Genomic DNA, 23,694 nt, shown 5'->3' with positions numbered 1-23,694 from the left:
GCCTTGTGCCATGCGGATAGGCGTGAATGTCCCGAACTTCGGACCGGGCACCAACCCGGACGGCCTTGCCCGTTGGGCCAAAAATGTGGAGGGTCTCGGCTTCGACCTCTTGATGGTCTCCGACCATGTGGCGGTGACATCGGATGTCGCCAGACAGTATCCCGCCCCTTTCTACGAGCCGTTCACCACGCTCGCCTGGCTGGCCGGTATCACCGACCGGATAATGCTGGGCACCACGGTTCTTATTGTTCCTTATCGCCACCCCCTGCTGATGGCCAGAATGGCGGCCAATCTCCATCAGCTCAGCGGCGGCCGGCTGATTCTCGGTGTCGGCGTCGGCTGGGCCAAGGAGGAGTTCGAGGCGCTCGGCGTGCCCTTCGAGCAGCGCGGCGCGCTGACCGACCACCATCTCCAGGTCATGCGCGACGCCTGGGAGGACGAGGCCGACTACGGCTGCGGGCAGATCCCGATCTGGGTGGGCGGCAACAGCGACGCCGGGATACGCCGGGCGGTACGCCTCGGTGCGCCCTGGCATCCGCTGCGGTTCACCATGCCGTGGTACCGGGAGGCGCTGGACCGGCTGAAGGGCTTCGCCGTCGAACTCCAGCTGCCGATTCCGGACTTGGCGCCGCGCATCACGCTCCGGCTGACGGACGAGCCGGTCGACCACACCGAACGCCGAGCCGGTGAGGGCACCTTGGAGCAGATTCTCGACGACATCGAGGAACTGCGCCTGCTCGGCGCCGGCACCGTGATGCTCGATCCGTACAGCGGGGATCCCGACGAGACCCTCCGGCCCGAGGTGGCGTGGCAGGCCCTGGCCACCATCGCCGCGCACCGGGCATAGCCACCAACCGGGCACAGCCACCACCACACAGAGACGGAGCAGCAGTGACCATCGACAACCGCGACCTTCCCGAGGGCGACGCCGAGGGTGCCGCCGAGCGCGCCGCCGGCGTCCGCGAGGCCGATCTGCCGTATCTGCGCCGCTGCGTGGAACTGGCGACCGAGGCGGTGGAAGCCGGCGACGGGCCGTTCGGTTCCGTGCTTGTCGACGCGGCCGGCAAGATCCGCGCCGAGGACCGCAACCGGGAGCTGAGCACCGGTGACGCCACCATGCACCCGGAGTTCGAGCTGGCCCGGTGGGCCGCCACCAACCTGACCGCCGAGGAGCGGGCCGGCGCGACCGTCTACACCTCGGGCGAGCACTGCCCGATGTGCGCGGCCGCGCACGGCTGGGTCGAGCTGGGCCGGATCGTGTACGTGACCTCGTCCGCGCAGACCCGTGGCTGGCTGGCCGAGATGGGCTTCGTCAGCAACTCACCGCTGACCCCGCTGTCCATCCAGCAGGTCGTCCCCGGTCTTGAGGTGGCCGGGCCGGTCCCCGGACTCGCCGACGAGGTGCGCGAGCTGCACCGCCGGTTCCGTACCGCGCGAGCCGCGGCCAAGTGATCGTCGCCTGATCGGGGCACGCGTACGGGCCCGGCAGCGGAAACCGCTGCCGGGCCCGTACGCGTTTCGGTCCGACGAACCGCCGGATCAGACCATGTACTGGTCGTACTTCGCCATGTGCTCGGCCAGTTCGTCCAGGCTCGGGTTGCGGCCGTTCGCGGTGAGGCGCCCGAGGCCGCGGAAATAGTCGTCGCGATTGTTCATCGGGTAGAACATGATGAGCAGGGTCGCGTCCTCCGAGCCCACATTCGTGAATCCGTGCGGCGCGTTCTTGGGGACGTAGGCGAAAGCGCCGGGCGTACCCACTTCCTTGGTGTCACCTATGGTGAATTCGATCTCGCCGCGCACCACGTAGAACATCTCCGTGGCCTTCTTGTGGACGTGCGGACTGGCGCCGGAAGCCTCCGGGGCCATGTGGTGCTCGAAGAAGCCGAACTCTCCGTCGCTGTCCGGCGTGGTCAGCTTGAGATAGGTCCTCTTCGTCTCCCGGATGTTCACGAACTCGCCCTCGCCGGCCGGAACGTACAGGGGAATCGACATTTCTCTCCTTGGTTGGTGAACGGTGGCCGCTCGGCCACCGGGTCGACATGGGGCAGTGGTCATGTGGCCGGGGTTGGACTCGGCTCCGGCTGCTCCCTCAGGGCCTCCTGTGCCTGCGCCCACCGGCCGATGGCCGGCGCCGCGAGGCCGCTCAGCGCGAACACCACGGCCAGCACCGTCCATCCGGTGGTGCCCGCCGTGACCACCACGCTGAGCAGGACCGGGGCCGCGATCTGCTGCACGGCCACGCTGAGCCAGAACACCGAGAGGTAGACCCCCTCCTGGCCCGGCACCGCGAGCAGATACGATCCGCCCCAGCCGCCGGCGGACTGCCACAGCTCGCCGCCGGTCAGCGCGATCATGGCCAGCAGCAGCACGCCGACGGCCACCCCCACCGGCACCTTGGGCACCGCGATGAGCAGCAGGCAGCAGGCCGCCAGGGACAGGCCGGCCCGCACCAGGGCCCGGGTGGCGCCCGGGATGGTGTCGGTCCCCCGGCTGGCCCGCAGTTGCAGCAGGACCGCGAGCACCGTGTTGACCGCCAGCAGCGGGGCGATCAGCGCGGGTGAGACCTTGGTGTGTCCGACGATCCACAGCGGGAGGCCGATGCTGAGCAGGGTCATGTGCATGGTGAGCACGGCGTTGATCCCGGAGAAGGACAGGAACGACCCGTCCCGCAGCACCTTGCCGGAGAACCGCCGGCGCAGGTTCGCGGCCGGCGCGTTGAGCAGCGGCAGCCGGGAGGCCAGCGTCGCCAGCACCACGAACGAGGCCGCGTTGACCAGCAGGATGGACGTGTATCCCGTCCGGGTGCCGATCAGCAGCCCGATGCCGCCGAGCATGGCGCCGACGGTGAAGCCGACGTTGCGCATCGACCGCAGGACCGCGATCACCCGGACCCGCTCCTCGGTCGGCACCGCCTGCCCGACCAGGGCCTGTTCCATCGGCGCCGCCGACTTGTCGACCAGGCCGAGCAGGCACACCACGACCAGGAACTGCCACAGGTTGTGGATGAACGGATACACCAGGAAGCAGGCGCCCCGCCACAGGCTGACCCCGACCAGGACCTTCTTCGGGCCGATCCGGTCGGCGAGGATGCCGATCGGGATCGCCGTGGCCAGCGCGATGGCGGCGGCCACGGTCAGACCGACACCGAGGTCGCCGGACGACAGGTGCACCGATCTGGTGATGAACGGCACGGAGACGGCCAGGAAGGCGCCCGTCCCCACCGCGTCGATCATCGCCATCACGGCCAGGCGTACGCCGACCGAGCCTCCGGGCATGGATCCGCGCAGACCGCGGATTCGCTGCCACAGACCAGACATATGTACCTCTCAGCCGGTTGTGATGCGGATAGCCGCATCCGCGTCCAGGACGCGCTGCCGTGTGGCGGCAGCGTCCGGCCCGGTCGCGATGACGTGCCCGGCGCGGTCCCAGGACGATGCCCAGGGGCGGACTTCCTGCCCGACCTCGACATCGACCTCGACGGACTCGACGCCGGGGAGCGCCTCCGCCGTGTCCACGCCGGATATCGCGGTGACGGTGCCCGGCGCCGCGGCCAGGAACCGGATCGCCGAGGTCCGCCGCGCGGACCGGGGCAGGGTGACCGGACGGCCGGCCAGCAGGTCGATCAGGGTGACCCTGATCTTCGTGTCGTAGGCCAGGTCGTTCAGATCGATCAGGTAGTCACCGGGGCAGCGGCCGGCGCATTCGACCAGCGTCGGGCCGGCCTCGGTCAGGATCCACTCGGCGTGCAGGATGCCGGTCTGGAAGCCGAGCGCGGCGATCAGCGCGCGCATGGCCGTCCCGAAGGCCGCCTGCGTGTCCTGGTCGAGCGGGGCGGGCAGCAGATGGCCGAGTTCGACCGGATACGGCCCGTCGATCACCGTCTTGGCGGTGACGTTCTCGAAGATGATCTCGCCGCGCCGCACCAGTGCCTCGACGCTGAACTCGGGTCCCCGCAGGCGTTCCTCGGCCAGGAAGCGCCACTTCAGCGCCCGGTCGGGGACCTGTTCGTACTCCGAGGCCGTCGAGGTCCGCTCCCAGGCCAGCGCGGCGGAGGCGGCGTCGACCGAGTCCAGCAGCTGCACGCCCACACTGGCCTGGCGGTTGGCCGGCTTGACCACCACCGGACCGCCGCCGGCGAAGGCCATGATGTCCTCGGGACCGTGCACCTCCCGCCAGCGCGGATTGCGGACACCGCCGGCGCCGGCCACCTCGCGCAGCCGGACCTTGTCCCGAAGGGCCTGCGCGGCCGGTTCGGTGGCGCCCGGCAGCCCGAGCTTCGCGGCCAGCGCGGCGGTGGCCGGCACCGCGTACTCCAGACCGGGGACGACGGCGGACACCGGCCGTGCGGCGGCCAGTTCGACCGCGGTGTCCAGGGCCTCGGTCGACTGCTGGTAGCTGGCCGGGGCGATCCGGCTCAGGCAGTCGAAGCCGTCCGGCGCGTCCTGCAGTTTCCGCTTGCGGATGATGTCGGGTTCCTCGATCACCACAACGGATCCGCTGGGGACCCGTCCGTCGATCGCCCGCAGGTAGGCCGCGTTGTAGCCGACGAACAGCACCTGGGTGTCCGTGTCGGGTGAGGTCATGCCGACCTCCTGGGTGATGGGACGGACCACTGCATGATCACTGCCTTTCTCCGTCTTTCTCCGTGCTGGCTCCGGACGTGCTCCGGACGTGCTCCGGGTGTTCGCCGGGCTTGCTCCGGGCCTGCTCCGGTGTGGTGGATCCCGCGACGAACGGCGCCTATACGGGTGTGCTGAGTGCCGCGGCCCGGCCGTCCGCCCGCTGGGGCGCGCCGTCGACGACGATCTCGATGGCGGCGAGTACTTCCGCGTAGCGGGCCCGCGCCTCCTCGGGGGAGGCGCCGGAGACGATCACGTGCCCGTGCCGGCTCTTGGAGTCGCGGACCGCCGACGCGATGTCGCCGGGTCGCAGCCGGACCGTCAGTTCGTCAACGTAGCCCAGCCGGCGGGCCGTTTCCAGGCCGCGGACCTCATCGACCCGGCCGGGCGGGAAGGTGAAGAACCGCACCATCGCCGTCGCGGTCGGGGCCGGCGACTCGACGGCGGTGCCCGCCATGCTGCTGAAGATCGCCTGCTCGATGTCGAGTCCGGTGGCCAGTTCGACCAGCCGCGGTATCCGGTCACCGCCGAGCCGCGCCTGCGACTCGACGACGCGCGGGCCGCGCTCGGTCCAGATCACCTCGGTGTGCGCGGGCCCGAAGCGGTAGCCGCACGCGGTGAGGAGATCCGTGGTCAGCTCCGCGATGGCCTGCTCGCGGTCGTGGGGCAGCGGCGCCGGGTGGACGTGCCCGATCTCCACGAACAGCGGCGGCGGTCCCAGCACCTTCTCGGTGATGCCGACGACCTGGTGCCGGCCGCCGCTGCTCAGCGTCTCCACGCTGTACTCGGGACCGCGCAGATACTCCTCGACCAGGAACGGGCCGTCGTAGCCGTACCGCTCGACCACCTCGGTCCAGGTCGCCTCGTCCTGCGGCCCCTGCCACAGGAACACACCGCGGCTGCCGGCCAGCGAGGTCGGCTTGACCACCGCCGGGTAGCCGATTTTCGCCACCGCGTCCGGTACTTCGCGGCGGGTCGCCGCGGTCGCAAAGGCCACCGGGGACAGTCCGCGCTCGGCCAGCAGTTCGCGCATCGCCTGCTTGTCGGCGAGGAAGCGGATCGCGGCGGACGGGTTGAGTTCGGCGTGGAGTTCCTCGGCGACCTCGTAGGCGCCGACCATCGTCTCCTCGCGGCCGATGTGGTAGATCACCGAGGCGTTGTGCTCGCGTGCCACCGTGCGGATGGTGGCGCGCAGCGCCTCCTCGTCCTGGAAGTCGGCGAGCACGAAGACGTCCGCCAGGTCGCGTACGTCGTCGAGGTAGTCCGGTGTCTCCAGCCGGGAGTCCCAGATCGCGCCGACCCAGAAGCCCGCGGCCTGCGCCTTCCGCACGAACTGCCGGTAGGGCATGACCATGAGCAGCCGGGGCCGGTCGTCGGTGGCGGGCCCGGCCGCGGGGACGGGGGCCGTCATCGCGCACCGCCGCCGTTGGCGGCGCCGGTGAGCACCGGCGCGGCCTCGCGGCCCAGCAGGCTCAGATACCGCTCGCCGGTGTCGGGCAGCAGGGTGACGATGCGCTGGCCGCGGAACTGCGGCCGGCCGGCCACCACACCGCACGCGTGCACGACCGCGCCGGCCGAGACGCCGACCATCAGGCCGGCCCGCAGCGCGAGCCGCCGGGTGGTGTACAGCGCGTCGGAGTCGGAGACCGGGATCACCTCGTCGATGAGGTCCTGATCCGTGGTGGGCGCGATGAAGCCGCCGTTGAACCCGGGGATGCCGTGCGTGCCGGGCTCGCCGCCGGACAGCAGCGGCGATCCCTCGGGTTCCACCGCGACGATGCGCAGCGAGGGGTTCCGCTCGCGCAGATACCGCCCGGCCCCGCTGAGCGTGCCGCCGGTGCCGACGCCGCAGACGAACACGTCGATCCGGCCGCCGGTGTCCGCCCAGATCTCCGGGCCGGTGGACTCGTAGTGCGCCCGTACGTTGTCGGGGTTGTCGTGCTGGCAGCAGAACCACGACCCCGGGGTCTCCCGGTGGATCTCCTCGGCCTTCTCGACCGCGGCGGCGTAACCCCCCGTGTGCGGGGTGCGCACCACCTCGGCGCCGAGCGAGCGCAGGATGGACACCCGTTCCGGGGTCGCGTTGTCCGGCAGCACGATCACGCAGCGGTAGCCGCGGGCGGCGGCCAGCGCGGCCAGCGAGATCCCGGTGTTGCCCGAGGTCGCTTCCACCACGGTGCCGTTGCCCGGGGTGAGCAGTCCGCGCTCCTCGGCGCCGCGCAGCATCGACAGGGCGGCGCGGTCCTTGCTGCTGGACCACGGGTTGAACAGTTCCAGCTTCGCCAGCACGGTGGCGTCGCCGGTGGCGTCGTCCACGATGCGGTCCATCGGCAGCCGCAGCAGCGGGGTGCCGCCGATCAGCTCGACCAGCGAGTCCGCGACCGGGCGCCCGGCGGCCGGCGCCGGGACCGGCTCGGCCGGCGCGACCGGCTCGGTCTGGATGATGATCTCGTGCGCGGCGGCCTCCGCGGTGCGCTGCGCGAGCGGCGCGGTCTCGGCCACCACCAGCACATGGCCGGCGCGGTCGCCGTTGCGGCGCAACTCCCGCAGGACGTCACCGGGCTTGGGCTTGAGGACGACCTCGCGTACGCCCGGCATGGCCGCGGCGCGCTCCTGGCCGCTGATGGACACCACCCGGCCGGGCGGCGCGGTGAGGTAGCGGATGGCGGCGCCGCCGGCCGGCTGGGCCGGCAGCACGTCGGCCGGCAGCGGCTGGCCGAGGTACTGCCGGATCGCGAACTCCAGCGAGCTGATGCCCAGCGCGCAGTCGACCAGGTAGGTGATCTTGCCGCCGGCCGGCCTCGGGTTGATCTCGATGAGCTTGGGCCCGGACTCGGTGACCTTGATCTCGACATGGGCCATGCCCATGTCGAACCCGACCGCACGCAGCGCGTCCACGGCCAGATCACCGCAGGCGCGGACGACCGGCTCGGGCAGGCTGGACGGGAAGCTGTGGCCCATCTCGACGAAGTAGCCCTGGCCGCCGACCGACTTGTCGGTCACCCCGAGCACCACGCACCGCTCGCCGTCGGCCAGCACCTCCACGCTGACCTCGGGGCCGCTGAGATACTCCTCGACCATCAGCTCGTGGTAGCGGCTCTGGCCGCGGGTGTTCTCCGGCCGCGACTGGATGAGCGCGACATGCTCCGCGGCCTGCGCGGGAGTCGCCACCCGCCGGACATCGGCGCTGCTGGTCTCGTCGGCCGGCTTCACCACGCAGGGCAGGCCGACCTCCGCCGCGGCCAGCTCCGCCTCGGCCGGGGTCTCCACCGTGCGGAAGGCCGGCATCGGCACGCCGACCTCGGCGCAACGTCTGCGCATCAGGGCCTTGTTGCGCGCCACCTCGACCCCGCTGACGCTGACCGTGGGCAGTCCGAGATGGACCGCGACCTCGGCCGCGACCACCACGTCGTACTCCGCCAGCGTCAGGAACGCGTCGAAGGGGCGCTTGGCCGCGATCGCGTGCACGTGCGGCAGCAGTTCTTCGAGCACGTTCGTCTCGCAGTGCACGATCTCGTCGACGTAGTTGTCGAAGTAGGCGGGCCCGCCCGGCACTTCGAGGTATCGCTCCAGGTCGCGGGTGAAGAAGGTGACGTGGCAGCCGAGTTCCTTGATGATCTGTAAGCCCTCGAACCCGGACCCGGAGAGATTGCTCTCCTGGACACCGACATGGATCATGTGAATCTCCCCTTGCGTACCGGCACTCGGCCGGGTTGGGATACGACGGAAAGTGGTTGGGGCCGGGTCGGGCCGGTCGTCACCAGCAGCCGGAGCTGGCCAGCGCGCGCAGCACCTGCGCGGATTCCTCGCGGTCCTCCGGTGACGGTGGTGACACGATCTGCGCCGCCGGGGCCAGCACCCGGGCCCCGGCCGGCACATCACTGAGCACCAGCGAACCGGCGCCGATCAGCGCGTCGTCGCCGACGGTGATCGGGCCGAGCACGATCGCGTTGGCGCCGATCACCACCCGGTTGCCGACGCTCGGGTGGCGGCGGGCACCGGGCTCACGCCGGTCGTCCCGCCACCAGCCGACCGCGCCGAGCGTGACCTGGTGGAAGATCGTGACGTCGTCGCCGATCACGGCGGTCTCCCCGATCACCACCGAGGCGCCGTGATCGATGAACACCCGCCGGCCGAGCCGCGCACCCGGGTGGATCTCGATCCCGCCGGTCGCGGCCCGCGCCAGATAGGACACGATCCGCGCGAACCACCGGTGGCCACGGGTGTGCAGGGCGTGGGCCAGCCGGTGGGTCCACATCGCCGGCAACGCGGGATGCAACAGCGCCTCCGCGCGATTGCGGATGGACGGGTCTCGCGCGACGATCATGGCGAGGTCTTCCCTCGCCCGGTCGATCGTCCTACGCATGCGGTCCTCCTTACGTGGTGGCGTGTTCACCCGGTGGCCGGGTCGGATGGGGTGGCCGGGCTCAGTAGTTGGGGACCTTGACCAGGTTGCCGGTGCCCTTGACGATCTCGGGGAGGTAGACCTTCTCGTTCCAGACGTCCTGCGCTACCGGTTCGAGGGCGATCGACACGGCGCCCTCGCCGACCGAGAAGGCGGTCTGGACCGCGCTGGTGATCGCCTCGACCAGGGTGGATATCTGGGTGGCGTCGAGGCTGTTCGGGAAGTGCTTGATGTTGACGTGAGGCACTGCGGTGACCTTCCTGGTGAGCCGTGCGGACTGGATGGCGGTGACGAGTTCGGTGATGCCGGACGCGCGCAGCAGGGCGTAGTGGTCGGCGTCCAGTTGGGTGACCGCGGGCGCCGTGCTCGACGACACCTGGCCACTGTCGAGGAAGGAGTCCTGGTCCCCGGTGGCCCTGAACACGGTGATCGGCGCGCTGATGCTGCGTTCGGCCAGTTCGTGGGGGGCGTACTCGAACAGGAAGGTGCGCCACACCACGCCGACGATCCGGCGGGCCAGATCGCGGTTCAGGTGCTCGAACCGGCCGCAGACGAAGTCGAGGAAGGAGTCCTCGTCGTAGCTGGCGGCCACGCACTCGTCGATCGCCGACTGCTCCAGGTTGCCGGCGAACACCGAGTACAGGATCGAGACGAAGGTGGGGTCGGCGTAGCTGACCGCCGCGTCGGTGGCGGCCTCCTGGCGGATCTCGACCCGCGGTTTGCCCGGCGCGATGAGGACCACTTCCTCGACCTGCTCGCCGGCCCGCTCCAGTTGGTAGGCCACTTCGAAGGCGACCCGGGCGCCGAAGGAGTAGCCCCACAGCACATACGGACCGACCGGCTGGACCCGCTTGATGATCTCGATGTCCCGGGCGACCATCTCACCGAAGGTCTCGTACGGGACTTCGCCCGCGTTGATGCCGTGGGACTGGACGCCGAAGAACGGCCGGCCCAGGTGCAGCCGACTGGCCAGCAGCCGCAGGCTCATCGGATAGCCGCCGAGCCCCGGCCAGCAGAAGGTCGGCCGGCCGCCGCCGTCGCCGCGCAGCCGCACCAGCCTGGACAGTTCGGTGGCGGGTTCGCGGTCGACCCGCCTGGCGAGTTCGGCGATGGTCGGCGAGTCGAAGAGCACCTGGAGCGGCAGCGCGCTGCCGAGTTCCCGGTTGATCTCGGTGACCAGATTGACCGCGGTGAGTGAGTGGCCGCCTACGGCGAAGAAGTCTTCCCGCGTAGAAACGTGCGAACGGCGAAGCGCCTTCTGCCACAGCGCGGCGATGGCCTCCTCGGTGGGCGTGGACGGCGGGACGACCGGTGTTTCGTCGTCGTCCACGGTGGCCTCGTCCATGGCGCGCAGCGCCTGGTGGTCGATCTTGCCGTTGGGCGTGAGCGGGAAGGAGTCCAGCACGGCGACCCGGTTGGGCAGCATGTAGCGGGGCAGGCAGTCGGCGAGGTCGTCCTTGATCATCTCGGCCGGTCCCCGCATGTGCACGGAGTCCTCCTTCATACCCTCGCTGAGCCGCTGCTCGGCGCTGATCCGGCCGCCGATGGCGAAGTAGGAGGCGACGTCGGGGCCGAGGGAGGCGATGTCCGCGATCCGCCGGGCCGAGGGCAGGTCGTTGCCGGTCTCCGAGCTGTAGCCGGAGGACATCAGTCCCAGGCCGATGTCGTTCAGCTGGAACCGCTGCAGTACCCGGCCGAGGTCGACATAGCGCTGCCAGGGCTCGGACGAACCGCTGATCATGCTGATCCCGAAGCTGGCGCGCTGGTAGACCTCCTGGTTGATGGCGATGACATGGCGCTTGCGCACCAGTTCGTCGGACACCCGCACCAAGTCGGGTCCTTCGTAGCGGTACTGACCGGCGGCCAGATCCGCGATCCGGCCGGGATGCGCCTGGACGTACAGCTCGACCGGGTCGGGCGACGCCGGGGCGGCGAGCGTCTCCACCTCGTACGTGGCCAGGTAGTAGTCCTCGTCCGGGCAGCGCAGCAGGTCCTTGACGGCCGGGGTCCGGTCGCCGGGGTTGATCCGCAGACCGTACTCGGGGAGCACCGCGTCGAAGAGACCGACCATGTGACCGGCCTCGAACTGCAGGACTTCCTGGATGTTGTTGCGGTAGACCGGCTCGATGGCCGCCCGGTGCCCGATGAAGTGGACCCGCAGCCGCGGCGCGCCGACCGGGGCTGCGCTGATCAGCGACAGCTGGTGGCTGACCGGGTGGTAGTAGTAATAGCCGGGTTCGATGCCCGCGACACCGGACAGCTCCAGATACAGCTGCGTGCTGTAGAGCGAACCGGGCGACGCGTAGCCGTACTTGGGCAGCAGCCGCTCGGCGCTGGTGAACTGGCCGAAGTAGCGCAGCAGGGTGCCGAGTTCGGTGCGGGTCAGGGTGTCCGGGGTGCGCGGGGCGGCCGGCTGCTGCTCGGTCGGGGCGAGCAGGCGCAGGATGTCGTCCCTGGTGACGTCACCGCCTTCGAAGAAGCGGTACGTCTTGCGGGCGAACACCGTACGCCGCTGCTCGGCCGTCGGCGTGCGTCCCGGCAGGTCGACGACCGGGAGTCCGCTCTCCTCGCGCAGTCCCAAGTTGGCCAGCTGCGCCCGGAGTTGCACCTTGCTCTGCTTCGACTGGTGGTGGGCGCCGTGATTGCCCTGGTCCATCAGCGCGGCCTCGTTGGGGTCGAGCTCGATGAAGGCGACGAGGTTGGCGCCCGTCTTCGGGTCGTCCCGGACCACGACGGCCGCGCGCTTGACCCAGTCGCGGGTCTCGATGGCGACCTTGATCTCGTCCAGCTCCACCCGGAACCCGCGCAGCTTGACCTGGCTGTCGGTACGGCCGAGGAACTGCACGGTGCCGTCGTCGTTCCATCGGGCCAGGTCACCGGTCCGGTAGAGACGGGCATAACCGGGGTCGGTGGAGAACGGGTTGGTGATGAACCGTTCGGCGGTGAGGTCGGGGCGGTACAGATAACCGCGGGCGAGCTGGCGGCCCGCGACGTAGATCTCACCCGACTCGCCCGGCGCGACAGGATGCAGGGCGGGATCGAGGATGTGGAAGCTCATGTCCCGTACCGGCCGGCCGATGGAGATGATCTCCGGGCCGTGCTGGACGGTGGCGCGGTCGACGCGGTGGGCGGAGGCGTTGATCGTGCACTCGCTGGGGCCGTACAGATTGACCAGTTCGCAGTCGGGTAACGCGTCGAGCAGCTGGATCGCCAGGCTCTTGGTGAGCGCCTCACCACCGCTGAACAGCTGGGTGAGGGAGGTGCAGCGGGACAGCTGCCCGGTGTCGAGGAGCGCCTGTAAGAGGGTCGGGACGCCCTGGAGGGTGGTCACCTGGTGCGCCACGATCAGATCGATGAGGCGGCCGGGGTCGCCGTAGGCTCCCGGTTCGCTCATCACCACGCTGCTGCCGCAGGCCGGCGCCAGGATCTCCCACTGCGCCGCGTCGAAACTCAGCGGCGTCTTCTGCAGCACCGTCCGGCGCTGGTCCAGCGCCTGCTCGGCGGCGAGCCAGCGCATCTGGCTGACGATGCTGTGGTGCTCGATGCCGATGCCCTTCGGGTTGCCCGTGCTCCCGGAGGTGTAGATGGCGTAGGCGAGCTTGTCCCCCTGCGTGGGCGCGGCGGCCGACGGGCCGCCGACGGGGCAGACGTCCTGCTCGGCCGGGTCGGACGAGGTCCGCGACGCGTCCCGGTGGGCGCGGGCGTCGGCCAGGGTGACGATCTTGGTGTCCGGCGGCGCCATCGCGGCCAGCCGCGACACCAGGGCCTCGTCCACGAGGATGACCTTGGTCCGGGAGTCCGCCACCATGTAGCGCACGCGCTCATCGGGGTACTCCGGCGACAGCGGCAGGTAGGCCGCGCCCGTGTACAGGACGCCCCAGACACTCGCCATGAGGTCAATGGACGGCTCCATGAATATGCCGACCAGTTCGTCCGGTGCCACACCGAGATGTCTCAGGTGACCGGCTATGTTTTCACTTCGCTGACTGAGCTGTTGAAAGGTCAGTCGATCCGTGCCGCAGGAGACGGCGGTCCGGTCGGGCTGGACAAGCGCGACCGTGCGCAGCATGTCCGGCAGGCATAATTCATCGGGCACCGTTAATGTCGCCATCATCACCCCTCGAATTCATCGTGTTCGAGTGCATCGCGAGTAAGGGTTTGTCGCCGATCTGGCAGATGTAAAGGCAGGCACCATGACTGACCATCCGTTGTCGCGTTACACGCCCCAGGACAGCAGGAAGCGGACAGCACAACAGAATGGTGAGGTGGATTCCGCGCGGAAACGGTAGGATTCACATGACAGTTTCATGAACGGCTGTTGCCCCTCACGAACTTCTCATGACCGCATGGTGTCCTCAGGACACGCATACCGCCCCTGCGTCCGGCAACACGGTACGAGGCGACAGAGGTATCGACGTTCCCCCTGCGGGCAACCCTGCAGATACACCCTCACGCCTCTACCCTCTTCAGCCGGTTTCACTTACGTCGAACAGCCACGCCTGGTGAAAGCACAAGCCACTGGCTGCCGTCATCACCGGGCGAGACTCTAATCCAGAAGTATGCCGCTGTAAATCCCCGAGTGAAGCTTCCTTGCGGGGTTAGACATCAGCGGCCGGGCGCGTGTGGGCCACGAGGAGGTAGTGTCGCGCGGGAAGCGGAGGAAGTAAAGCACAGTAACGGTGAGTGCTCGCCGCTCCGTCGACTTCAAACGGAACGTCGCACCCCGCCCCTCCATCCCGCCGGCCGCGCCCGCGCCGACGGCGCCGCGGGGGGCTCGCCATGGGTGCCGGGCGCCGGCGGAACCGGGGCAACCAGGACGTGACAGCCGTTCACCGACCGGGCGGGGGTCGGCACTTCACCTGGTCCGCTGGCCGCGGTCGGCCGCCGGGACCGCCGACGGGGGCTTCAGGTACGGCCGTTCGGCCCGGCCGTCCGTCGATACGGTCGCCGCGGCGGCCCCGGCCGGCCGGGCGATCGGACCGGCACTTTTCCGGCAAAAGGCCACCAAGGGGTTGCTCGGCGAGCGCGTCACCGTCCCGGGCCCGGCGGCCCGACATGATTGAGATCACCTTCCGGCCGGGCCGGTCGGCGCCGCCGGGATTTTCGATCATCGGGCGGATCGCGCTTACCGGCGGCGCCGGCGACGCCGAGATGTCGCGGACATTTTCGAGTTCATCAACCTGGACGACGATATTCCGACGTACTCCCCGAAGCTTCGCCCGAAACCGCGGCGGCAAAGGCGAAGCGCCGGCGGCCGGTATCACGCCGGTGAATCCCACCGCCCGGGCCGATAAGCGGAGTGGTGATCGACGCGGCCGACGCCACATGGATGTCCCGGTGTGCCGGACTCCGGGAACTCAGCCTTTCCGGCGGCCGGTTCAACGCACCCGCCGCCTGCGGACACCTGCCGCCGGCCGTGAATTCGGCAGGGTACGCCGTCCCGCCGCATTCCTTCCCGCCGCTTTGCCGTCGTCTCATCTCCCGGACACCCAGGAAGAGTTCGGCGTACTCCTCGCGGGGCGCCCGCCCGGGCGGTCGCGCGACACGAGCGCGCGCCGCCCCCACGGCGGGGCGGAGCGCCCGGGCGACCACCGCCGGCCGTACGCACCGGGCGGGGTGTGAACCTTCGGTCAATTCCACGGGCTCCGGGTCCCCGGCTGTTCTTCTCCCTCATTTCGGATTGCTTCCCTGCGTTGGCCCCTTCCCTTGCCGTTGAATCCGGAAGAACTTCTTCGGCGCCCGGCGCCCCATAGGGAGCCGTCCGCCGCCGATCGTCCACGCCATCGGTCCGGGGCCGGCTTCGCCCGCCCCGGGGGGCGGGTCGCCGACCGACGCCGCCCCGTAGCGTCGCTAACAGATTGGGGGTAGCGATGATCTCGTTCTTCTGTTAGTTTTGCTACGCACGGTTCCCCGCCGCGCACCGCCCAGCAGGCTGCCGCCCGTGGCAGCTCCCTTCTCGTACCCCTAGGAGCACCGCCATGCGTGCCGCCATCGCCAGCGCCGTCGACGCACCGCTGACCCTCACCGACCGGGAGGTTCCCGAGCCCGGCCCGGGCGAGGTCCTGGTCAGGATCACCGCGTGCGGCGTCTGCTACTCGGACCTCAATCTGGTCCGCGGCCACTACCCCTTCGCGCGCTTCCCCGTCGTCCCCGGCCACGAGATCACCGGAGTCGTCGTCTCGGCCGGCGCCGGCGTGACCTCACCGGTGCCGGGGACGGCGGTCGGCGCCCAGTTCCTCTACGACTCCTGCGCCCACTGCGACTACTGCGTGCGCGGCGAGCAGATCCTCTGCGCCCGCAAGCGCGTCACGGGCATCGTCGCCGACGGCGGTTACGCCGAATACGCCCTGCTCAAGGCCGATTACGTCACCCCGCTCCCGGCCGGGATCGACCCGGTGTCCGCGGCGCCGCTGATGTGCGCGGGGATCACCGCCTTCAACGGCCTGCGCCACGGCGGCACGAAGGCGGGCTCCCGGGTCGCCGTCATCGGCTCCGGCGGGATCGGCGCCCTCGCGGTGCGCTACGCGGTGGCCATGGGCGCGCGGGTCGCGGTCGTCGGCCGGTCGGCGGCGGGCGAGGCGCGGGCCAAGAGCCTGGGGGCCGAACTCTTCGTCTCCACCGCGGACACCGATCCGGCGGCCGGTCTGAAGGCCTGGGACGGCGGAGCCGACGTCATACTCAACGCGGCACCGTCGAATGCCGCGGCAGCGGCGGCTCTCGGCGGCCTGGCGCCCGACGGCACCCTGGTCCTGTGCGGCTACAGCGCGGAGCCGCTCGTGCTGCCGGTCCAGCCGATGGTGCTCAACCGCCTGCACGTGATGGCCTCACCGTCCGGCTCCCCGCACGATCTGCGGGACACCCTCGCCTTCTCCGCGAGGCACGGCATATTCCCCGAGGTCCGGCCGATCGGCCTGGACGAGGCACCGGCCGCGCTGGAAGCCCTGGGCGGCGGGCACGCCGCCGGACGCTCCGTCATCACCTTCGGCTGACCCGCTCAGGCCGGCGACCGTCCGTCATCCGCTCGCCGCACAATGGTGAGCCGCGGAGCATGCGCCCGGTCCGCGTATCACCATTGACGCGGCAGCGCCGCGTCCGAGGAGAGCATCTGCCCATGAACACCCGTGACCGCATCCTGTCGGTGGCCGTCGACCTGCTGGCGCGGTCACCGGACGGCGACATCTCGACGCGGGCGGTCTGCGACGCCGCGCAGATCGGCGCCCCGGTGCTGTACCGGCAGTTCGGCGACAAGGAGGGGCTGCTGTCGGCCGTCGTCGACCACGGCTTCGACACCTATCTGGCGACCAAACGGGACCGTCACCCGGGCAGCGACCCGGTCCAGGACGTGCGCGACGGGTGGGACAGCCATGTCGCCTTCGCACTGGCCAACCGGAACCTCTACCGGCTGATGAACTCCCCCGCCATGCGCAGGCCGCCGTCGTCGGCGCTCGAATCGCAGCGGATCCTCACCCGCGAGCTGGAAGCGGCCGCGGCGCAGGGCAAGTTGCTGATCTCCCCCGCGCTGGGCGCCCAGATGATCATGTCGGCGAACGTGGGGGTCGCCCTGATGCTGATCTCCCGGCCGGCCATGTTCCCCGACACGGAGACCTCGCCGCGCGTACGGGACGCCGTGCATGCCTCGGTCTTCACCCCGACGGCGATGCGTCCGTACGGCGCGGCCGGCATCCCCGGGGAAGCCGCCGTCACCACGCCCACCGCCGCCGCCCGGCTGGGCGCGCTGCTCCGCAGCTCACCGTCCACATCCCTGACCACCGCCGAGACCGTACTGCTCGACGAATGGCTGGAGCGGGTCGCGAACTCGACCGACCCCGCGGCCTGACCCCGCCGCGCTCCCGGCGAGGTCCGGCCGGATCGGCGGGGCAGGTCAGCCCTGGCGCGTCACGGCGGGCCGGGCGTCCGCGACGGGCGGTGCGCCGGCCGGAGCCGGCCGGCGGGGGGCGAGCGCGACGCACAGGAGGGTGGCGGCGCCGGCCGCGGCCATGGCCGTGCCGGTGCGGAAGGGCAGGGCGAGGGCGCCGAAGACCGCGGGGGCGACGCCCTGGAAGGTCATCGTGCCGGAGGCGAGCAGCCCGAAGGCGTGCCCCTGGGCGCTGTCGGGGAGGGCGTCGAGGAAGGGGCGTTGCAGGCCGAGGCCGTTGGCGAAGCCGGTGCCGGTGATCAGCAGCAGCGCCGCGCTCCAGGCGACTCCCGGTTCGAGGGCGAAGCACAGCAGCGGCGCCCCCATCACCGCGATCAGCGGCGCCACCAGCCGCTCCCGGGTGACCGGCCGCAGCAGGCGCCCCACGACGAGGTCGCCGAACAGCATCCCGACCGGCAGGCACGCCATCAGCACCGCGTACGCACCGGACGGGAAGTGCCGCGTCCCCGCGTAGGCGACGATCAGGCCCTCCGCGCCGGCCACGCACGCGCCCGGCAGCCACTGCGCGAGCAGCAGTCGCCGGGTGCGGTGGGCCCGCAGCAGCGCGCGGGTCGCGGCCAGGCTGGCCCGTACCGGAGAGCCGGCCGCTGTCCCGGCCGGCAGCCGCGGCAGTCCGGTCCGTACGCAGGCCGCCACCGCGAGATAGAGCCCGGCGCCGATCAGCAGCGCGTGCCGGGCGCCGAGCGCGGAGACCGCGGCGCCGCCGAGGGCGAGTCCGGCGAGCTGCGCGCCGGAGGACGCCATGTTGCTCAGGGAGCGGCCGAGCACATAGGCGTCGCCGGTGAGCCAGCGGGCCACCAGCCTCGCGGACGCGCCGCCGAAGACGGGGGTGAGCAGCGCGACCAGGGCCACCAGCCCCAGGCTGGCCCCGACGGGCAGCGGCCCGAGGGCGAGCAGCAGCGCGGTCGCGCACTCCAGCAGGTAGCCGCAGGTGATCAGGGCCCGGGGCGGCAGCCGGTCGGCGAGCGAGCCGAAGAGCGTGGTCCCGATCATCTGCGGCAGGAATCCCGCGCCGAAGGCGATCCCGCTCAGCAGCGGCGACGACGTGGCCGCGAAGACGAGCACGGAGAAGGTGGTGATGCGCAGCGAGTCGGCGGTGATCGCCACCGTGCGGGTGAGGAAGAGCAGCCTGAACCGGGGTTCGGCCAGCACCTCGCGATAGGTGGTCCGGGCGGGGGTGCGGGTGGTCGGCGTGGGGGTGTCCTCGGGTGCGGGCGTCGGCATGTCCAGCACCCTGCCCGGGGGCGGCGGCGCCCGCGAATGATTCGTCCCCGCACGTAAGGTCGTAGCCTGGCGGGCATGCTTCGCTTCGAGGTCGACGCCGAGGAACTGCTGCGCAGCCGCTTCGCGCTGTCCCCTGCCTTCGAGCTGGAGCATCTGCTGCGCGGTCTCCACCGTGGCGGCCCGGGCGAGCGCGACGCCCGCCGCCGCCCGCTGCCCCCCGCCTGGGCGGCCCGGCTGCGGCCGGGGTTCGAGCGGCTGCGGCGGGAGACCGAGCTGGACGCGGCGCTCGCGCTGCACGCACCCCGCTACGGGGTGAACTTCGTCGCCGCCCCGCCCCGCGGCCTCACCCAGAGCTGGGCGGACGACCTGGCCTCCATCCGCGCCACTCCGCTGGCGCAGGCCCGGGCCGAGATCGCCCAGGCCACGGCGCTGGCCGGCCGCCCCATCGCCCCGCGGGTGCGGGAGATCCTCGACGCGCCGGATGTCGTCGAACGGATCGCCACCGTGCTGGACCGGGCCTGGCACGAGCTGCTGGCCCCGGACTGGCCGCAACTGCGGGCCGTCTGCGAGCGGGACGTGGTGCACCGGGTGGGCGTGATCGGCGAGCACGGCTGGGCGGCGGCCATCGCCGCACTGCACGACAGCGCGGCCTGGCGCGCGGGCGGCATCGAACTGGACGACGCCAGCGCGGTGGGGACCGTGCGGCTGGGCGGGGAGGGGCTGCTGCTGATCCCGTCGGTCCTGGTGGGGCCGGGATTCGCGGTGCATCACGAGGAGCCCTGGCCCAAGGCGCTGGTGTACCCGGCGCGGGGGACGGCGGCGCTGTGGGAGGCGCCGGGCGCTTCCGTACCCGGTGTGCTGGCGTCCCTGCTCGGTCGTTCCCGGGCCCAGTTGCTGGCCGCCCTCGACGCGCCCGCGAGCACCACCCAGATGGCCCGCCAGCTCGGGCTGGCGCCGGGCGCGGTCGGCGACCACCTCGCGGTGCTGCGCCGGGCCGGCCTGCTCACCCGGGCGCGCTCCGGCCGCTCCGTCCTCTACTGGCGCACCGCCCTGGGCGACGCGCTGGCCGACAGCACGGCATACCCGCCCGATCCGGCGCCGCCCGATCCGCTGCCCCCGCCCCGCTGATGCCGCGGCGGGGCGGGGGCGGGGCCGGACCGCGCGGTCGTACGGCCGTCCGCCGCCGACCGCGCGGACACCCCGACTGACGCATCGTCAATTCGCTTTACGGCAAGGGGACATCAGCAGACGTACCTTGCGCGGGAAGCCGGCCGGAGCGCGGACGGCTTCCCCTATCCTGACCACCCAAAGCTCTTATTGTCATGAAACAGGGGGGTTAGTCATGCGTGTGCGCATACGCAAGCGCGTGCTCGCGCTGGGACTCGCAGCGCTGATGGGGGTGACGCTCGGAAGCGCGACGACGGCCGGGGCGGCCACCAAGTCGGTCACGACCGGCGCGACCGGCACGACGGCCGCGACCGCCAGGGCCGGCCGGGTCACCACGGTCTCGCCGATCACCATCGTCAAGCGGGCGAAGGTACTGCCGATCTGGCGGGTCGTCATCAGCGGCACCGCCAGTGGTCACGCCTTCCGGCGCGCGGCCCTGCTCGCCGTCGCACCGACCACGACCCGGGTCACCACCAACAACGTCAACCCGATCGACCTCTGCCTGATCTCGGGCACCCCGTCGGTCCAGCCGCAGCCCGGCGCGATCCACTTCAGCAGCAACTCGGCCTGCTACGGCTACCGGTCGCGCCTGGACATGGGGTACGTCCGCGTCACCGGCGGCACCGCGGCCTTCGCCCCGGACTCACGGCTGTCGGCCACCTTCGTCAACAACCACACCGGCTCCTACGGACTGACCGCCTGCATCTACTACCCGGTCGCCGGCAAGGGCAGTTACACCTTCTACTCCAACGGTGTGGTCAGGGGCACCGTCGGCCTGTCCGGCTTCGCCGGTCTCGGCTGCGGCTGGTCCAAGTACGTCGCCTCCATCGCGGGCAGCCGCGCGCAGTGACACCGCGGCGGGCCGGGGCGGCAGGGAGATCTTCCGCCGCCCCGGTCCGCCGCGCCCACCGGCTCCCGTGCTCGGGGGCGGGCCGGTGGAGGCTCTTCACCGGCCCGCTCCCGAGCTGTGGCCCGGCGAGCGGTCGGCCGACCCGCCCTGACCATCCGCCGAACGGGTGAGGTGCCCGTCCTCGGCGCTGGCGGCGGCGCCCTGGGCGCCTCTCGCCTGCGGTTTTACCGGTTTTCGTGCGGGGAGTCCCGTGACGGGCCGCGGGCGCGGTCGTTGGTCGGGGTACGGCCCGAATCGGTCCGGCAGATGTGGTGGGTACGGGCACCGGGGTCAGGTCCCGGGTCGGACGGAGGAGGTTCGCGATGAGCGTGGAGACGCGGAGTTCGGGCGGCGGGGCGGCCAAGGCCGGGGTGCGGCGGGCCGCGGTGCTGGGCGCGGTGGCGGGGGCAGCGCTGCTTCCGACCGGCGCCGCCCACGCGAGCGTCATCGGCGTCGGCAACGCGATGTTCGGCAACGCCTGTGTCAACCAGGACGACGGCGCTCGCTCTTCCGGGGCCACAGTGGCCGGCAGCGGCGTGGGCGGCGGCAATCAGGCGGGGCTGCCGCTGAGCCTGCCGCGCAACCACTGCGGCAGCAGCGGCATCGTCTGCACCGCGCTGTTCAGGTCCAGTGTCTGACCCGACGGCGCGGGAGAGCGGCGGGTGACGGGTCCGGCGGCGGACGCGACGGGGACAGCCCTCCCCGCGCGGGAGCGGGTAGCCGGAGACCGGGCCGTCGGGGACCGGGCTGTCGGGGACCGGGCGGTCACCGAGCTGCTGGCCCTGAGCGGCCGGGCACTCCCCCTGCTGCGCGCGTGGGCGGCCTCCGACCCGGACTGCGGTCTGGCGCGCGGCCTGCTGGTGCTGGCCACCTGCGACGGCCTCGGTGACGTAGAGCTGAAGGACCAGCTGGTGATCGCCCACCGGGACGCGCGAGCCGCGGGAGAGCGGCAGGCGAGCCTCGTCTACGGGGTGTATCTCTTCTCGCACCGGCAGTACGGACTGACCGCGGATCACCTGGCGGCGCACTTCGCCCGCTGGCCGGCCGACGAGACGGCCGGGCTCATGCTGGGCGCGTTCCGGTCCTCGCCGGACACCGCTCACCCCGCACGCGGCGACGCCCTGATCGAGGAGCAGGCGGCATGCGCGGGTCCGGACAACTGGCCGTGGACGAGCTGGCTGGCCGCGACCAGGGCGGAGCAGGGCCGGGTGAGGGAAGCGCGGCAGCTGTCCGAGCGGGCGCTGGCGCTGTACCCGCGCTCGGGTGTGGCAGCGCACGCCCTCGCCCACGCGGAGCACGAGTCGGGGGCCGGCCCGGCGGGCGTGGCGTTCCTGGACGCCTGGCTCGCGGTGGACCCGGGGGCGGCGCAGTCGCGGCATCTGAACTGGCATGCCGCCCTCCAGTCCATCGCCTGCGGCGACTTCCCGGACGCCCGCCGCCGCGCGGACACCGTGCTGGCGCATGGGGACGTGGGAATGCGGGCCGCGGTGAACTGGCGGTTGCTGCTGGCCGGGCAGCAGCCGGCCGGTCTCAGCGACCCCGAGCACGTACGCGAGCTGCTGGCATCACCGGGCGGCATGGCCGAGGTCTTCCACACCTTCAATCTGGCGCTGGCCCTCGCTGTGGAGGCCGCCACCGATGACCTGCGCGCCCTGTCCCGCCGCGCCGCCGCCGACCCGCGCCCGGAGTTCCACGAGGTGCTGGCCCCGGTGGTCCGGGCGCTGGCGGAGGTCACCGCGGGCCGTCCCCGGACCGCCGTCGAGCTGCTGACCGGCCTGGGCGAGCGGGCGGGGCGGATCGGCGGTGTGCGGGTGGAGCGCGAGATCATCCAGGACACCCTCGCACGCGCCCTGGCGGACGCGGGCGAGCACGTCCGCGCCGCCGAACTGCTGCACCACCGCACCACCGCGCGCCGCCACCACACCTATGAGGACCTGCTCCTCAGCACCACACCGTCTGCCGTCATGCCCGCGCCCCGCTGAACCCGCCCCGCAGGCGCGGCGGCCGGACACCTCCGCCCCGCCTTCCTCCCGCTTCCTCCCGGAGATGTTCCATGGCCGTGGCCCAGCTGATCGTCGTCTCGCCGCCCGGCAGCGGCACCCCGCTGCTGGCCGGCGTCACCACCGCGCTCGGCTACACCTCCTACGGCACGATGAGCGGCGATCCGGCCGCGGCCGGCGCGCAGCCGGGCCCCGGCGAGGTCTATCCGCTGCTGACCGCCGCCTACGGCCCGGACCGGGGCGCGGGGCTGCTCGACCGGCAGCGGGCGGACCGGGACACGCTGGAGGTCGCCTTCCACGCGGCGGTCGGCGCGCTGTGGCGGGTCTGGTGGACCCGCCTGGGCCAGCCGACCACCCTCGCCTCACCCGTCGACCCGGACATCGAGGCCCGCCTGACCCGGCTGCCGGGCTCCGCGCTGCTCGGGCTGCTGCCCGGCCGCGGCTGCTGGTACGTCACCGGCCTGGACCTCCGGCGCGCGGACGCCGGATTCCTGCGCAGCTGGCACTCCGGCGGCCGGCCGCCCATCGTCTTCCACCACCGCGACATCCGCGACCGGATCGTCCAGCAGATCCGCGCCCTGTCCCAACCGCCGGGCCGCGTCGGCTCGATGCCCGAGCACCTCGTCTACCGCGACATCCTCGCCACGTTGCCCACGCTGGACGCCAAGATCACCCTTGCCTTGACCGACCCCGGCTTCCCCGGCATGCGGGAAGCCCGCCACAGCCAGTGGCTCCGCCACCATCCGGCGATCCACGTGATCACCCACGAGGAACTCGCCGTCCCCGGCCGCCCCCGCGAGCAGGCCCTCACCCGCCTGCTCCACGTCCTCGGCCACCCCGGCCCGCCGCCCGCCGTCGCGGAAGGGGACGCCGAGGACGCCGGCGACGTACCGATCGGCGCCGGCCGCCACTTCTTCACCCCGGCCCACGAAGAACTGCTCCACCGCCACCATGGCGGCCTCCTGCCCCCCGTCGCACCGGCCGGCGTCCCCGCGCCTGCCCCCGCGCGGTGACCCCCGGTCCTTCCGGTCATCTCCGCGCGTGCGGGGCGGTCCGCTCGTAGATGCTCCCGCCGGGGATGAACCAGCCCGTCTTCCTCCGGACGGCCGGGCTCGGATCCTGGGCACGGGACGTCCTCAGGGCGGCCAGGGCGACGGCGTGGCTGTGGGCGAACTCGCCGACGAGTTCGGCGGCCATCGCCCTGGCCCGCGGGTCGGGGTCGGCGGCCAGATGCCGCAGCGCCGGTCCAAGCACCCGGTCCGCCCCCGGCGCGCAGGTGTCGCCCTTGCACCGATCACAGGCCAGGGCATGGAAGGCGGCGATCCTGACCTTGGCGTCGAGGTCGTCGGCCATGGCGATCAGCTGGTCCAGGGACTCGGTGTCGACCAAATGGTCCACGTTGTCGGTCCTGACGAATCCGAGCATGCGTCCGCTGTCGAACGATCGGGGCAAGC

Annotated in this window: 18 protein-coding genes and 1 pseudogene; 9 read left to right on the top strand and 10 right to left on the bottom strand. The window is 71.8% G+C overall.

Annotated elements, in window-relative coordinates; genetic code table 11:
- Positions 1–10 precede the first annotated feature (10 nt).
- Both ACFO3J_RS18580 and ACFO3J_RS18575 read left to right on the top strand, forming a co-directional pair.
- Positions 11–847, top strand: coding sequence for an LLM class flavin-dependent oxidoreductase (locus ACFO3J_RS18580; RefSeq protein ID WP_386430564.1), 837 nt, complete (start codon positions 11–13; stop codon positions 845–847).
- A gap of 125 nt (positions 848–972) precedes the next feature.
- Positions 973–1,452: a nucleoside deaminase gene (locus tag ACFO3J_RS18575; protein WP_386431017.1), complete on the top strand. Its 480-nt coding sequence runs from the start codon at positions 973–975 to the stop codon at positions 1,450–1,452.
- Between the two features lie 87 nt (positions 1,453–1,539).
- Here ACFO3J_RS18575 and ACFO3J_RS18570 read toward each other — a convergent pair whose 3' ends face one another.
- From ACFO3J_RS18570 to ACFO3J_RS18535, 8 genes and pseudogenes are all read right to left on the bottom strand, one after another.
- Positions 1,540–1,992, bottom strand: coding sequence for a cupin domain-containing protein (locus ACFO3J_RS18570; protein WP_386430563.1), 453 nt, complete (start codon positions 1,990–1,992; stop codon positions 1,540–1,542).
- Between the two features lie 59 nt (positions 1,993–2,051).
- Complete coding sequence (locus ACFO3J_RS18565) at positions 2,052–3,275, bottom strand: MFS transporter (RefSeq protein WP_386430562.1); 1,224 nt, start codon at positions 3,273–3,275, stop codon at positions 2,052–2,054.
- A 51-nt stretch (positions 3,276–3,326) separates the two neighbouring features.
- Positions 3,327–4,583, bottom strand: a complete 1,257-nt coding sequence (locus ACFO3J_RS18560; RefSeq protein WP_386430561.1) for an ATP-grasp domain-containing protein — start codon at positions 4,581–4,583, stop codon at positions 3,327–3,329.
- 157 nt (positions 4,584–4,740) lie between these two features.
- Positions 4,741–6,030, bottom strand: a complete 1,290-nt coding sequence (locus ACFO3J_RS18555) for an ATP-grasp domain-containing protein (RefSeq protein ID WP_386430560.1) — start codon at positions 6,028–6,030, stop codon at positions 4,741–4,743.
- A complete protein-coding gene (locus ACFO3J_RS18550) occupies positions 6,027–6,947 on the bottom strand; it encodes a PLP-dependent cysteine synthase family protein (RefSeq protein ID WP_386431015.1) in 921 nt (306 codons plus the stop codon). The genes ACFO3J_RS18555 and ACFO3J_RS18550 overlap by 4 nt, the downstream gene beginning before the upstream one ends.
- 114 nt (positions 6,948–7,061) lie before the next feature.
- Positions 7,062–8,297 (bottom strand): annotated as a pseudogene (locus ACFO3J_RS18545) (ATP-grasp domain-containing protein); the annotation flags it as partial.
- A gap of 79 nt (positions 8,298–8,376) precedes the next feature.
- Positions 8,377–8,985, bottom strand: a complete 609-nt coding sequence (gene epsC / locus ACFO3J_RS18540) for a serine O-acetyltransferase EpsC (protein ID WP_386430559.1) — start codon at positions 8,983–8,985, stop codon at positions 8,377–8,379.
- A 61-nt stretch (positions 8,986–9,046) separates the two neighbouring features.
- Positions 9,047–13,093 (bottom strand): amino acid adenylation domain-containing protein, encoded by a 4,047-nt coding sequence (locus tag ACFO3J_RS18535; RefSeq protein ID WP_386431013.1) that lies wholly within the window; start codon positions 13,091–13,093, stop codon positions 9,047–9,049.
- Between the two features lie 1,909 nt (positions 13,094–15,002).
- On the opposite strand from ACFO3J_RS18535, the gene ACFO3J_RS18530 reads away from it, so the two are divergent.
- Both ACFO3J_RS18530 and ACFO3J_RS18525 read left to right on the top strand, forming a co-directional pair.
- Entirely contained in the window at positions 15,003–16,013 is a 1,011-nt protein-coding gene (locus ACFO3J_RS18530; RefSeq protein WP_386430558.1) for an alcohol dehydrogenase catalytic domain-containing protein, read from the top strand.
- A 122-nt stretch (positions 16,014–16,135) separates the two neighbouring features.
- On the top strand, positions 16,136–16,861 hold the full coding sequence (locus tag ACFO3J_RS18525; RefSeq protein ID WP_386430557.1) for a TetR/AcrR family transcriptional regulator: 726 nt from the start codon (positions 16,136–16,138) through the stop codon (positions 16,859–16,861).
- A gap of 45 nt (positions 16,862–16,906) precedes the next feature.
- Here ACFO3J_RS18525 and ACFO3J_RS18520 read toward each other — a convergent pair whose 3' ends face one another.
- Positions 16,907–18,184, bottom strand: a complete 1,278-nt coding sequence (locus ACFO3J_RS18520; RefSeq protein ID WP_386430556.1) for an MFS transporter — start codon at positions 18,182–18,184, stop codon at positions 16,907–16,909.
- Positions 18,185–18,259: 75 nt separating this feature from the next.
- Between ACFO3J_RS18520 and ACFO3J_RS18515 the strand changes: the two genes are divergently transcribed.
- From ACFO3J_RS18515 to ACFO3J_RS18495, 5 genes are all read left to right on the top strand, one after another.
- Entirely contained in the window at positions 18,260–19,312 is a 1,053-nt protein-coding gene (locus ACFO3J_RS18515; protein ID WP_386430555.1) for a DUF5937 family protein, read from the top strand.
- Positions 19,313–19,526: 214 nt separating this feature from the next.
- Positions 19,527–20,201 (top strand): hypothetical protein, encoded by a 675-nt coding sequence (locus ACFO3J_RS18510; RefSeq protein ID WP_386430554.1) that lies wholly within the window; start codon positions 19,527–19,529, stop codon positions 20,199–20,201.
- A 362-nt stretch (positions 20,202–20,563) separates the two neighbouring features.
- On the top strand, positions 20,564–20,878 hold the full coding sequence (locus ACFO3J_RS18505) for a chaplin family protein (protein WP_386430553.1): 315 nt from the start codon (positions 20,564–20,566) through the stop codon (positions 20,876–20,878).
- Between the two features lie 24 nt (positions 20,879–20,902).
- Positions 20,903–22,222 (top strand): hypothetical protein, encoded by a 1,320-nt coding sequence (locus ACFO3J_RS18500; RefSeq protein ID WP_386430552.1) that lies wholly within the window; start codon positions 20,903–20,905, stop codon positions 22,220–22,222.
- Between the two features lie 71 nt (positions 22,223–22,293).
- The gene (locus ACFO3J_RS18495; RefSeq protein ID WP_386430551.1) at positions 22,294–23,253 is read left to right on the top strand and encodes a hypothetical protein; all 960 of its coding nucleotides are present in this window, start codon (positions 22,294–22,296) and stop codon (positions 23,251–23,253) included.
- 16 nt (positions 23,254–23,269) lie between these two features.
- On the opposite strand, the gene ACFO3J_RS18490 is transcribed toward ACFO3J_RS18495, so the two are convergent.
- Positions 23,270–23,665, bottom strand: coding sequence for a HEAT repeat domain-containing protein (locus tag ACFO3J_RS18490; protein ID WP_386430550.1), 396 nt, complete (start codon positions 23,663–23,665; stop codon positions 23,270–23,272).
- Between the last annotated feature and the right edge of the window lie 29 nt (positions 23,666–23,694).

Source organism: Streptomyces polygonati (assembly GCF_042650325.1).
Lineage (GTDB): Bacteria > Actinomycetota > Actinomycetes > Streptomycetales > Streptomycetaceae > Actinacidiphila > Actinacidiphila polygonati.
This window is presented reverse-complemented; position numbering and strand designations above follow the sequence as displayed.

Bases quoted from the DNA above. Each gene is read 5' to 3' on its own strand.
- ACFO3J_RS18565 (WP_386430562.1), bottom strand. From the start codon at position 3,275: ATGCCCGGAGGCTCGGTCGGCGTACGCCTGGCCGTGATGGCGATGATC.
- ACFO3J_RS18495 (WP_386430551.1), top strand. From the start codon at position 22,294: ATGGCCGTGGCCCAGCTGATCGTCGTCTCGCCGCCCGGCAGCGGCACC.
- ACFO3J_RS18530 (WP_386430558.1), top strand. From the start codon at position 15,003: ATGCGTGCCGCCATCGCCAGCGCCGTCGACGCACCGCTGACCCTCACC.
- epsC (WP_386430559.1), bottom strand. From the start codon at position 8,985: ATGCGTAGGACGATCGACCGGGCGAGGGAAGACCTCGCCATGATCGTC.
- ACFO3J_RS18525 (WP_386430557.1), top strand. From the start codon at position 16,136: ATGAACACCCGTGACCGCATCCTGTCGGTGGCCGTCGACCTGCTGGCG.
- ACFO3J_RS18510 (WP_386430554.1), top strand. From the start codon at position 19,527: ATGCGTGTGCGCATACGCAAGCGCGTGCTCGCGCTGGGACTCGCAGCG.
- ACFO3J_RS18535 (WP_386431013.1), bottom strand. From the start codon at position 13,093: ATGCTGCGCACGGTCGCGCTTGTCCAGCCCGACCGGACCGCCGTCTCC.
- ACFO3J_RS18515 (WP_386430555.1), top strand. From the start codon at position 18,260: ATGCTTCGCTTCGAGGTCGACGCCGAGGAACTGCTGCGCAGCCGCTTC.
- ACFO3J_RS18570 (WP_386430563.1), bottom strand. From the start codon at position 1,992: ATGTCGATTCCCCTGTACGTTCCGGCCGGCGAGGGCGAGTTCGTGAAC.
- ACFO3J_RS18490 (WP_386430550.1), bottom strand. From the start codon at position 23,665: ATGCTCGGATTCGTCAGGACCGACAACGTGGACCATTTGGTCGACACC.
- ACFO3J_RS18560 (WP_386430561.1), bottom strand. From the start codon at position 4,583: ATGACCTCACCCGACACGGACACCCAGGTGCTGTTCGTCGGCTACAAC.
- ACFO3J_RS18505 (WP_386430553.1), top strand. From the start codon at position 20,564: ATGAGCGTGGAGACGCGGAGTTCGGGCGGCGGGGCGGCCAAGGCCGGG.
- ACFO3J_RS18555 (WP_386430560.1), bottom strand. From the start codon at position 6,030: ATGACGGCCCCCGTCCCCGCGGCCGGGCCCGCCACCGACGACCGGCCC.
- ACFO3J_RS18580 (WP_386430564.1), top strand. From the start codon at position 11: ATGCGGATAGGCGTGAATGTCCCGAACTTCGGACCGGGCACCAACCCG.
- ACFO3J_RS18550 (WP_386431015.1), bottom strand. From the start codon at position 6,947: ATGGACCGCATCGTGGACGACGCCACCGGCGACGCCACCGTGCTGGCG.
- ACFO3J_RS18520 (WP_386430556.1), bottom strand. From the start codon at position 18,184: ATGCCGACGCCCGCACCCGAGGACACCCCCACGCCGACCACCCGCACC.